Origin of the sequence: Caldicoprobacter faecalis (assembly GCF_900115765.1) — a bacterium.
Classification (GTDB): Bacteria; Bacillota; Clostridia; order Caldicoprobacterales; family Caldicoprobacteraceae; genus Caldicoprobacter; species Caldicoprobacter oshimai.
This window is the reverse complement of sequence record NZ_FOXR01000030.1, coordinates 16256-28437: the sequence shown is the minus strand read 5'-3', so window position 1 is coordinate 28437 and position 12182 is coordinate 16256. Positions and strand designations below refer to the sequence as shown.

Annotated in this window: 10 protein-coding genes; 9 read left to right on the top strand and 1 reads right to left on the bottom strand. The window is 41.5% G+C overall.

All coding sequences use genetic code 11. From position 1 onward, the window contains the following. Positions 1 to 187: 187 nt before the first annotated feature. Both BM241_RS09860 and BM241_RS09855 read left to right on the top strand, forming a co-directional pair. Positions 188 to 1093: a carbohydrate binding domain-containing protein gene (locus BM241_RS09860; protein ID WP_092282661.1), complete on the top strand. Its 906-nt coding sequence runs from the start codon at positions 188 to 190 to the stop codon at positions 1091 to 1093. Positions 1094 to 1197: 104 nt separating this feature from the next. Next, a complete protein-coding gene (locus BM241_RS09855) occupies positions 1198 to 1860 on the top strand; it encodes a class D sortase (RefSeq protein ID WP_035145991.1) in 663 nt (220 codons plus the stop codon). A 151-nt stretch (positions 1861 to 2011) separates the two neighbouring features. Here BM241_RS09855 and BM241_RS09850 read toward each other — a convergent pair whose 3' ends face one another. Further along, positions 2012 to 2638, bottom strand: a complete 627-nt coding sequence (locus BM241_RS09850; protein WP_025746873.1) for a hypothetical protein — start codon at positions 2636 to 2638, stop codon at positions 2012 to 2014. A 245-nt stretch (positions 2639 to 2883) separates the two neighbouring features. Here BM241_RS09850 and BM241_RS09845 point away from each other — a divergent pair, with 245 nt between their 5' ends. The 7 genes from BM241_RS09845 (at position 2884) to BM241_RS12690 (ending at position 12177) form a co-directional block, all read left to right on the top strand. Next, on the top strand, positions 2884 to 5301 hold the full coding sequence (locus BM241_RS09845; protein ID WP_025746872.1) for a Lon protease family protein: 2418 nt from the start codon (positions 2884 to 2886) through the stop codon (positions 5299 to 5301). Positions 5302 to 5444: 143 nt separating this feature from the next. Further along, positions 5445 to 6914, top strand: a complete 1470-nt coding sequence (locus tag BM241_RS09840) for a VanW family protein (protein ID WP_092282660.1) — start codon at positions 5445 to 5447, stop codon at positions 6912 to 6914. A gap of 45 nt (positions 6915 to 6959) precedes the next feature. After that, on the top strand, positions 6960 to 8618 hold the full coding sequence (locus BM241_RS09835; RefSeq protein ID WP_092282659.1) for a nucleoside kinase: 1659 nt from the start codon (positions 6960 to 6962) through the stop codon (positions 8616 to 8618). A 21-nt stretch (positions 8619 to 8639) separates the two neighbouring features. Further along, positions 8640 to 9941, top strand: coding sequence for a CapA family protein (locus tag BM241_RS09830; protein ID WP_207649002.1), 1302 nt, complete (start codon positions 8640 to 8642; stop codon positions 9939 to 9941). A gap of 245 nt (positions 9942 to 10186) precedes the next feature. Beyond that, complete coding sequence (locus BM241_RS09825; protein WP_092282658.1) at positions 10187 to 10477, top strand: hypothetical protein; 291 nt, start codon at positions 10187 to 10189, stop codon at positions 10475 to 10477. A 102-nt stretch (positions 10478 to 10579) separates the two neighbouring features. Then, the gene (locus BM241_RS09820) at positions 10580 to 11626 is read left to right on the top strand and encodes a hypothetical protein (RefSeq protein WP_035145987.1); all 1047 of its coding nucleotides are present in this window, start codon (positions 10580 to 10582) and stop codon (positions 11624 to 11626) included. A 5-nt stretch (positions 11627 to 11631) separates the two neighbouring features. After that, positions 11632 to 12177, top strand: a complete 546-nt coding sequence (locus tag BM241_RS12690; protein ID WP_207649001.1) for a hypothetical protein — start codon at positions 11632 to 11634, stop codon at positions 12175 to 12177. Positions 12178 to 12182 lie beyond the last annotated feature (5 nt).

Genomic DNA, 12182 nt, shown 5'->3' with positions numbered 1-12182 from the left:
AGCTTGAAATTAAGCTGTTTTTCTTATTCCGATTGTGCAATTTGTGCCCACAAAATGATGTTTTCTCGTCAAGGTGGGTATTATTTTACGCTTACACCTAATCTAAAATCTCACACCTTACTTTTTATTCATGGCTTTGTGTACAATTTTCTATAAAGGAAACTGAAAGGGGAATGGAGGGGGCTGTATGAAAAATAATAAGGCTTCCATATCGTTGCTATTGACCATTGTGTTTTTAATAACATCTCTTTTCTCAATGAAAAATGCTTATGCAAATCAATTACACTCAGACACACAACACAATTTGATCGCCAACGGTGGCTTTGAAGAAGGTCTTGAAGGGTGGAAAACCCATAATCAAGGTGATTATGAGCAGTGGGCGGGATTGGCCGAATTTTCGGTTGAGAATGGAGAATTGAAGGTAGAGATCAAGCAGGTAGGCTGGGCCTGGTGGCACATACAGCTGTATCAAGAGCCGGTCAATGTCGCTGCAGGCACTTATAAGATATCCTTTGATATGCGTTCGGATGTGGAAAGGACTGTGTACGTGGAGCTTACGGGCTCAGGTGTAGCCAGACAAGACTTTGTTGTGGATAACACAATGAAGACTTATGAAGCAATAATAGAAGTGCCTTCGGACGGTAGCTATAAGTTTATGTTTGGATTGGGAAGAGAGCCTAACGAAGAAATACTTAATACGCCATACAACATATTTATCGACAATGTAAAACTAATAATGGTAGAAGAAGTAGAAGAGCCTGAAGAACCTGGAGAGCCTAAGGAACCTGGTGAACCTGGAGAATCTGAGGAACCTGAAGAACCTGAAGAACCTGAAGGCCCTGGAGAGCCTGGAGGATCTGAGAAACCTGAAGAACCTGATGAGCCTGAAGAACTTGGAGATGGAGAGAATGATGTGTCAGAGGACAAAAATGAGGGAATTGTAAAAACGGGCTCTTGGTTAGACTTTAGGACATTAGTGTTAGTGGGTATCTTGCTTTTCTTGATGGGCGGAGCTTTGACGTTAAAAAGAGATGTTAAAAACAAAGGAATAATAAAAAGAATAATCATCCAAAAGCTTAAAAATATGATATAATAACCAATGAGTCTAGATGGCGGCGCAGTATTGGTTAAATGTTATGCCGCCATCTAGTTTTATTGTTTCAGTTAAATAGCATTTCTATCTAAAGGAGGAACCAAATGAAAGCGCGCATTTTAGGAACCATTTTAGCTTTTGCTGGCTTGAGTATCATCGTATACGGATTGTATATCAGATATGATACGCTAAATACTCAGCAAAGAATTATACAGCAGTTTGAAGATGTAATTAGGAAAACAGATGAAGGGGACAATGAGGCGAATAATAAGACTGGCGATGATTTAAAAAAGGTGGAGCATGATACGAATAATAATAACGATACAAATATAGAGCGACAGCATGCTGATGATGGCTTGTTGGAAATTGAAGGTATAGATGTGATTGGGATTATGGAAATCCCAAAAATAGACCTTAGGGTAGCTGTGGCAGAGGGAACCGATAAACAAACGCTCAAAAAAGCTGTGGGCCACTTTGAAGGTACTGCCATGCCGGGAGAGGCAGGCAACTTTGCTGTGGCAGGGCATAGGAGCTACACCTACAATGAGTTTTTCAATAGATTGGATGAGATGGAAATAGGGGATGAAATCAGAGTTAAAACTACAAAAGGGGAATTTGTATATGAGGTAACTGACATCTTTGTGGTAGAGCCACACGAGGTATGGGTGCTTGATCCAACGCCGGAACCCACCATTACTCTGGTAACATGTACACCTATAAGGGTGGCCACTCATAGATTGATTATTAAAGGAAAATTAAAAAACTAGTCAGATGCTTAATAATAAATATCTAAACTGCGTAAAACATATAATAAAGCAAAGAATACCCATTAAAGGGTATTCTTTTTTATTTTAGAATTTGCTTAGACGGTGTGCATGGTAGGGAAAATACAGTTGATCATTGTATGATAGCTGGAACCTAACCCAATGTTGCAATCCTTAGCTCCATCCAATCGAAAGCTATCCAATCATCTGGGTTGGCGTCGGATGTATTTACGATTTCCACTCGATTGTTTCGCCTTAGGTTGGGAATGTTTAGAACCAATTCCCTCCAGTTGTTAAATATACCCCCTGCCGGTCTTCCGTGAACGAAGGGGACTCTACCATTGAAGACTGTAATGTTGTTGATTGTGATTCTTGCTGCATATCTGGATTCTGCAATATCATAATGATCATCCAGTACTCCCCGGATTACTAGTTGTGCTCCTCTCAATCCAAAAAGTAATAGAGATGCTGGTATTTGGAAAGTCCATACTCCTCGAGTACCAGTATACAATATATCAGCATTGCCACTTGGATTACCGTAGTTAGGAAATCCTGTTAGCTCCTTAAATAGCGTAAGCCTGGTAACTGGCCTATTATCCGACAATACGGGTGGAGGATTCTGTAGAAGGAAATATGGTGCTTGGGCTGTTGTCATGTTGGCTGTCTGATTATACATGGTACCGGAATTGTAAGGATAATAGGCTAAATAGTCATTATCGACAGCTGGATAAGAGTGGGGCATGCGGTTGTATACAGATGGACATCTATGATAACCTAACATTTGTTATTGCCTCCTTTAAGCAAAATGGATATTATATTATTATGCATTATTTGGGAGTTTTTCCACATATACGGACAGCTTGATGGGTTTCAATGGCGATTAGCCTACTCTTGTGAGGGAAAATGCTCTTTCACATATTTACATAATTATGGTATATAGAAGTTAAAACTATTATCGATCTCCTATTGTTTAATTATCGAATATACTGTTTAATAGAAATATAAGTAGCATTTAAGGAGGGTATTATGAGTAAGCCGAAAGAGCTAGAACCCAAACAACTGAAAAAGCAATGGCCTTCTTCATGCTTACCCTTTGAAACCACTGAAGAGCTGGAGCCGCTGCAAGGGATAATAGGACAGGAACGGGCTGTAAGGGCTATGGAGTTTGGTGTTCGGACAAAGGCACCGGGGTACAACATATTTTTAACCGGTATAAGTGGCACCGGTAAGACAACTTATGCGAAAGAGTATATAACCCAAATCGCCAAGCAACAGCCCGTGCCCGATGATTGGTGCTATGTGTACAATTTCGAAAATCCCAGCCAGCCTGTTGCCATCAGGCTCCCCAGTGGTAAGGGGAAAGAGTTTTTACATGATATGGAAGAGCTCATAGAAGATTTAAAAGCTGAAATCTCCAAGGCGTTTGGCGGCGATGAGTATGAAAACGAAAAGGCGCTCATATATAAAGAGATGCAGGAGAAGAGAAATGAGCTGTTTAATCAATTCAACGAGTATGCCAAACAGCAAGGCTTTCAAGTAAATACCTCCAGTGCCGGCATATACTTTACTCCTATAGTAGATGGCCAACCGCTGGGTGAAGAGGAATACAACAAGCTGGATGAGGAGACAAAAAAGAGCATAAATGAAAGGTTGACCCAGATTCAGCTGCAGGCTGTTGAGGTAATAAGGAAAATAAAAGAACTGGAAAAAGAGGCTAAAAATAAGGTGAAGGAACTCGAAAATCGCATAGGGACGTTTGCTGTAGGTATTCACATCGAAGACATGAAGAAAAAATATGCTGCATACCCTAAAATCTTAAAATACCTAGATGACCTGATGAAGGACGTGCTGCAGAGCATCAGCAATTTCAAGGAAAGCGATTCGTCAGAGGATGACAATCCCATCATCCATGCATTAAGGCGGACTGCCGAAAGTGCGCAGCATAAGTACAAGGTAAATCTTTTGGTGGACAACAGCGATAGGGAAGGTGCTCCTGTCGTCATCGAGTATAACCCTACGTATAGCACGCTCTTTGGTAGCCTGGAATACGAGAACAAGTTGGGCACCATGGTGACCGATTTTACGATGATCAAGCCCGGCGCTATACACCTCGCCAATGGTGGTTACCTTATACTTCAGGCAAAAGACGTCTTGAGCGTCCCCTTCATGTGGGAGGGATTGAAGAAGGTTCTCAAAACCAAATCGATTACCGTTGAAAGCTTGAGAGACCAATGGGGCCTTATAAGCATGTCGGGTTTGAAGCCCGAACCTATTCCGGTTGATATAAAGGTCGTGCTAGTGGGCAGTGACTTGTTGTTCCAGCTCCTTCATCAGCTGGATGAGGATTTTGCCAAGCTATTTAAGGTTAAAGTGGATTTTGACGATGAAATGGAGGCCAATGAAGAAAATCTGCTGGGTTTGGCTAAATTTATAAGCGGCTATTGCCGTAGAGAAAACCTTAGGCATTTCAGCAGAGATGCTGTGCTGAGGGTGGCTGATTATGCTTCGAGGCTGGTGGAGCATCAGGATAAGTTTACTACTCGCTTCAATGATATAGTGGAGATAATCGTTGAAGCCAATACCTGGGCAGAAGTTGCTGGCAAAAACCTAGTTACATCCCAAGAGGTCAAAAAGGCGATTGAAGAAAAGGAGTACAGGTCCAGCAAATACGACGAGAAACTCATGGAGCTGTTGAAGAATGACGTTATTATGGTAGAAACCGAAGGCGAAGCTATAGGGCAGATAAACGGCTTGGCGGTTATCCATCTGGGTGATTATGTGTTTGGCAAGCCGACCAAGATAACGGCAACCACGTTTATGGGTCGCAGCGGAATTGTCAACATTGAAAGGGAAGTGGATATGAGTGGCCGCATCCACAGCAAAGGGGTCATGATTTTGAGCGCCTATATAGGGGAGCAGTATGCCCAGGAGATTCCACTGGCCCTTACTGCCAATATAACGTTCGAGCAGCTTTACAGCGGTATAGAGGGCGATAGCGCATCCAGTGCCGAGCTTTATGCCATACTGTCAAGCTTGGCCGAAGTGCCGATAAAGCAGGGAATAGCCGTTACGGGATCTGTCAACCAAAAGGGAGAGATACAGCCTGTAGGAGGTGTAACCTATAAAATAGAGGGATTTTTTGAGCTCTGCAAGGCTCGCGGTCTGACGGGAGAACAGGGAGTTATAATCCCGTATCAGAACATAAAGAATTTGGTGCTGAAGGATGAAGTTATTGAAGCAGTGAAGGAAGGGAAATTCCATATATATCCCATTAAGACCATAGATGAAGGCGTTGAAATATTGATGGGAATCCCTGCGGGTAAGAAGCTAGAAAATGGATTTTTTGAAAAGGGCACGCTGCATGAGAAAGTATACAATAAGCTGCGTCAATACGCACTGACCATGATTAATTTCGGCAAAGAAGAAAGAGAAAGCGAGAGTTGATATGTAATAAGCGTTTGCCCGTAATACTTTTGTTAACTTTTTTTAACAGTCTTGTTCTGTTTTTTTATATGTTATGTGGTATAGTGAATATAGCTGTTTTTTAATTCGCTTATAAAATTGATGGGTATTACGGGGGAGTCTATATGGAAGAGACAAATGTAAATGCTGTAGAGACTGCTCAGGTTGGTCCTCAACAGACAAATACGCGGCGCATTATCGCCATTGTGCTGGTTTCTCTTTTTGCATTGGCTGTTTTATGCTTTGCTGGATTTGAGATTAAAAGGGCGATAGAACGCAAAAGATGGATTCAACACATGAAGGAAGTTGTCGACGTTCCTACTTTTTACCAGGGCATATGGGTGGATGATGTTCATTTGGGTGGATTGACGTTTCAAGACGCAAAGGCTCTTCTTCAAGAAAAAGCTAAAGAAAAGCTTGAGAAGATCCGGTTTGATCTGGTATATGGTGATAAGCGCTGGACTTTCACCTATAAGGATATAAACGCTTATACTGATTGGGATATAAGGATTGTTGAGGCCTATGAGGCTGGCAGAAAGGGGAAACTAGAGGAACGCTACAACAGGGTAAAAGAAATAGAGGCCAACGGCCTCAGGTTACAGACCTCGCTTTTTTATAATTTGGACGAAATTAAAGATGACTTAAAGGCGATTGCTCAGGAAATCAACTATGACCCCGTGAATGCTGAAATAAGGTTTTATCCCGATAGAAAGGACAAGTTTGAAATCACTGAAGAAAAACCTGGGCTATTCTTGGACACCGATGAAGTCTTCAATACAATAAAACAAAGGATGGAAAAAGGAGAATATGGCGAAATAGTGCTTGTACCTACCGAAGTTGCACCTCAAGTTACAAAGGCTGATTTGCAAAAACTCACCCATCGCATTGTTCAGTTTTCAACAAGTCTGGAGGGTAGCAGCGCTGATCGCAAGCATAATGTGCGTTTAGCCTTGAGCAAGGTAAATGGATACAGGCTGGACCCGGGAGAAGTATTTTCGTTTAACAAAGTTGTAGGGCCCAGGACAGCCAAGGCGGGCTTCAAACCAGCGCCGGTCATTATGCCGGATAAGAGCATGCAGGACGATTACGGAGGAGGAGTATGTCAAGCGTCCAGCACTCTTTATAATGCAGTACTCAGGGCAAATTTGGAAATTGTTGAGCGGTATCATCATTCGTTTCCTGTAGCGTACCTTCCCGCAGGCTTGGATGCCACGGTATCCTATGGGGGCGCAGATTTGAAATTCAGAAACAATAGAAAGACTCCTGTTTTCATCCGGACCTTCTCAAGTGGCGACAACGTCTACGTAGAAATTTACGGTGAGCCATTCCCTAACAATGGTGAAATAAAGTGTACTTCTGTCGTCACAGCGGTTGTGCCAGCGCCTGAACCAAAGCGGATTTTAGATAAAGAAGGGAAGTATGTAAAAGAACCGGGTGGACAGTTTGAATACGTAAAATCAAGGAAAGGTTATAAGGTTACGAGCTATAAAACCTATTATGAAAATGGCAAAAAAGTTTGGACCGAGGTAATTTCCAACGATTATTATCGTCCCATTCAGGGTATTATCTATTACAGACCTAAAGCTGAGGAATAATATGATTAGTGGTTAAATCTTGTATGAACTAGAGGAGGATCAAATGTGTCCAATACAATAGCTGTGAAGGTAAAGGGCGAAGTTAGGATATTTCCAAAGGGTATAACTTTGGAGGAAGTAAGCCAGCACTTTGCTGAAAGATATGCTGCGCAGATCGTTGCAGCTAAAGTTAACAACAGGCTCAGGGAACTGACAGAAGCTCTGGAAGAGGATTGTGAGGTGGACTTTGTTGACCTTTCCACCGATGATGGTGAAAGGATTTATCTGCACAGCTTGATATTTGTGTTTATCCGAGCCTGTAAAGAGATATTCCCGGATAGCAGGGTTGTAGTAGAGCATTCTTTGAATAAAGGCATTTACTGTGAGGTGCACGGCGACTTTACCCTGTCGCCTAGGCAAGTGCACAGGATAGAGAAACGAATGAGGGAAATCGTTGCGCTCAATGAGCCTTTTGAAAGGTTTGAGACCACAATAGATGAGGCAAAACGCATATTTGAAGAGATGGGATTTAAAGATAAGCTAAAAATTCTGGAATACCGGCCTGAGAAAACGGTACATCTCTATCGTTGTGGATGGATGGTAGACTACCTGTTCGGCTATATGGTTCCACGGACAGGGTATCTCACCAAGTTTGAATTGAAATTTTACCTTCCGGGGGTGATTATTCGATATCCCAGGAAGGAAAATCCGCATGAACTGCCCGAATTCATAGATAGTCCCAGGTTGTCAAAGGTTTTCAGGGAGGCAGAGAAGTGGGGTGTGCAGATCGGCATAGAAAATGTAGCCGATTTAAACGACATAATCAAGCGTGGGAAGGCCGGCGAGCTTATAAGGGTATGTGAGGCTTTACATGAGAAGCAGATCGCACAGAGTGCAGACGAAATAGCCGCGCAGAAGGATAGGATACACCTTATCCTCATTGCAGGACCGTCTTCCTCGGGCAAGACCACATTTGCACAGAGGCTGCGCATACAGCTGATGGTCAATGGTATGAACCCAATTCCAATCTCCATAGACAATTATTTTTTGGAACGGGAATATATTCCATTAGACGAGAACGGTGAGAGAGATGTGGAGTCGATCAAAGCCATCGATATAGAATTGTTTAATGAGCATTTGACCAGGATAATCCAAGGTCAGGAGGTCGAGATACCGTATTTTAATTTCGAAAAGGGAAGGCGCGAATATCGAGGGCATAAAATAAGAATTGACGATAACCAGCCGCTCATTGTGGAGGGAATCCATGGCCTTAACGAAGAGCTGACCGCCATGGTACCCAAGAGGAATAAGTACAAGATATATATCAGCGCGCTCACCCAGCTCAACATAGATGACCACAACCGCATCCCCACCACCGATAGCCGGCTTATCCGCAGGATTGTGCGTGACTATCAGTTCCGCGGAGCATCAGTTGAGGATACTCTGAAGATGTGGCCGGGGGTACGTCGTGGAGAAGAAAAGTATATATTTCCTTATCAGGAGCAGGCTGACGTTATGTTCAACTCGGCTTTGACTTACGAGCTGGCCGTTTTGAAACCATTTATCGTGCCGCTGCTTGAAGAAATACCACCTGAACATCCGTATTATCCAGAGGTTAACCGCCTCAAAAAGTTTATAAAGTACTTTCTTGAACTGGATGACAGCGAGGTACCACGTACTTCGATCCTCAGGGAATTCATAGGTGGAAGCTGCTTTAAGGTGTGATACTTTGGAGGAGAAAATCTTATGCAGTCGTACAACAGGTCTAAAGGGAAGATTATTTTAGTGTTATTGGCATTTGCGGTTTCTTTAAGCGGCTGCAGCTTTATTTCCGGGAACGGTCTTGATAAGCTCCCTCAAAGTCCTATCGAGCAGGGTCCCATGGAGCAGAATCAGCTTGAGGTAGAAGAGCCTGAAAGGTTCGATGATGTTCAACAGCCTGAAGAGAGAAGGAATGATGCAATTCCCGAACAACTGCCAAGACCTTTGGATAAAAAAACGACGGTGGTCATAAGCGCGGTGGGGGATATCATGATGCATATGCCTCAGATAAGGGCTGCTGAGAAGCCGGGCGGTGGTTATGACTTCAAAGATGTTTTTCAAGAGATAAAGCCGTATATTGAAAATGCCGATATTGCTCTTGCAAACTTAGAGACTACCATAGGCACGCCGGAGAAGGGCTACAGCGGTTATCCCCGTTTTAGCGCACCCCATGAGCTGTTGGAAGCCTTACGGTTTGCAGGATTTGATGTGCTGACTACGGCTAATAATCATTGCCTCGACTGGTTGGAGTTTGGTGTGGTGAATACACTGAACAAAATGGATGAGTACGGGATTATGTACACCGGAACTGCACGCAGCTTTGAAGAAAGCGAAAGATTCCTGATTGTAGAAAAGAACGAGATAAAGGTGGGGATTTTGGCTTATACCTATGGTACCAATGGAATGGAAGCACTTATTCCTGCAGAAAAGCTAAAGTATATGGTGAACTATTTCAATGATTTTGAGAAGGTACGACAGGATATAAAGGGTATAAAAGCTGCAGGCGCTGAGGTGATTGTTGTATGCATGCACTGGGGAAACGAGTATGAGAGGATGCCCAGTGAAGAGCAAAAGGATCTTGCACATCAGTTAGCAGAGGCTGGAGCAGATATCATCTTTGGAAGCCACCCCCATGTTATTCAACCAATAGAGATAAAAAATATTCTTGTGGAAGGCGGAATGCCGAAAAAAGTATTTGTTGCATATTCTCTGGGTAATTTTATATCCAATCAGAGGGAACGCTATACCGACAGTGGCGTTATAATGAATGTTGAGATTGTGAAAGACCATGATAGTAATACCGTTTCTATAGGTAAGATTGGGTATGTACCTACTTGGGTATACAAATACCATCAGGACGGTAAAGCCCAGTACAGGATTCTTCCTGTAGAGAAATATATAAATGGAGCTGGAGAGCTACAAGGGATAGATGAACAGCGTATACAGGCTGTGTGGCATGAGACCACCAGTTTGCTGAACAATACAGAAATTGAAATAGAAAAGTAATTAAAAAAGAGGGGCCTGCTCGGTTTTTAAAGCAGGCCCCCTAATGCCCCTGATTTTAATCAGGGGTGCGCCGTGGCCCCAGAATCAATTCTGGTTGACATCTCTATTCTGTCATACTATGATATTAATGGACATACAAAATTATACATTTTCAGTTAAAAGTAGAAACAATTTTGTATCAATCAGGGCCAAACTTAGTTAAATCTACAGAATATTATCAATTGAAATATGTAGGATATGGTCAAGTGGATGGAAGATACAATGATAACGGTCGAAGCTTGTACAAAGTGTATATAAGATATTATATACCACATCCAAGTGGCAGTGGTTACATAAAGGACACTGGTTGGCACGGCAGTGGTTGGGCTGTATTCGGCCTTGAAAGTGTAACATTGACTTTTTATGACGTAATTGACCCGTTCGCTCCTCCAGTCCGATTTACATATTACTTTGAATATGGCCCATATGGAGGGCCACTGCCTTTAGGCATACCGGTGATCACTGCTGAAGCTGTTCAAACTCAGCCCGAGATGTAAAGTAAAATCCTTTTTAATGAAGTCATGAGGTTTTTAAATATTTGCAAAGATAGTTTGGTTTATGGGGCTTTTTTTATTTTAAGAAAGGAGCCTTAACATGCAATGAGAAACAGGGTTATATTGATAATTTTAACCTTTATATTCTCTATAACATTTATATATTCTTCCTTGTTTACATATTTTCGGATTGATCAGATTTTAACACCACCTTTTGGGCTTAGCAATAACTATGTCAATCTTTGGATCATCTATGAGCCAGATCCTGAAATTGCATTGGACCATGAGAGGGTCAAAAATATCAAGGATAAAATGTATGAAATTGTGAAAGACAAAGAAATTGTCATGATATACGAACATATAGATACCCCGGGTTTGGGGTTGTACGACCCTGTAAATTTCTATGGCACCGAACTATTAAAAGAAGGTGTCATGTTCGCTGCCGGCAAAAATTGCGATATAGTCGTAAGAGAAAATTCCTACTATTACGATTATGCCGTTCGGAGGACAGCCCAAAATTACATAGAAAACATTTTTGGCGCTGAAAGGTTAACCATCAAAGGGGTGTATGATTCTAAACATCCGTTATACAGGCGGGACCATGATTACATATACAATTATTTCAGCGAATATAGCAGCTTAGTAGGCGATTATTACCTTGACTCTGAATCGCCGGATATCCTGAACCAGGTGGTTTCCGATATACAGAGAATGTTACAGGAATATGGATATATCTGTGAGATTACAAGTAAGGGAATGGGGGATGTAAAATTTAGCAAAATTATTTCATCGCTATTTAGCTATTTACCTTATTTGGCAGTGCTCATAGGCTCTATTTTCTTGTGCATAAATATATTTTTGTTTTATTATTTAATTTTATCGAACCAAAAAAAGGTTGTAGAGATACACTCAATATTTGGCGCTACGAAATTCAAGATTTTTTTGAAGTATTCAAAAGAGACACTAGGGTATTTGGCTTTGAGTTCGTTACTATGTGTAATTGTTTATTACCTGGGCTTTACTGATATTATTGCTTCTGATGTACCAATTAAAGCCTTTATACCCATAGTATTTGCAAATATAGTAATCGGATATGCGATATGGACTTTGGCTTTTCTTGTAGGAAGAATATATAAAAATCCGGGATGGTGAAGGGTATGCCTGTACTCATTAAACTTGTATTAAAGGATATCAGAAAAAATAAATGGAAAATCGCCATTTTTGTCTTTCAAATGCTGGTTTTTCTTTTTTTACTTATGTTGGCTTTAGCACAATTCCCAATAATCAGCCAAGGTATAAAGGCAATAAACATCATTAAAATCAGCAACCTGATCAGACAGCAAGAGATTATGAGCTTTAAGGATTACATGAATATATGGTCGGAAATATACATTGACAAAGACATGTATTATTTTTTTGAAGATCTTTTTGATAAAGGTGATAACGCATATTCAGTAATGGAATCTGCCACGCCTATTGGATTTTTGGACAGATCTCCCGATGTGGATGGCGTTGTATTTGCTGTAGGAAAGTTTGACGAGGTTTTTGGATTCGATAAATACAAACCTGAACCAAAGGAAACCTATGTTTTTGTAGGTGCCGATGTAAAAACTATAGATGTAGGGGATCAAATTGAACTGGGGATGTATAACAAGCAGACATACACAGTTGATGCCAGGCTGAAAAAAGGGAAACCTATTTAAACAAA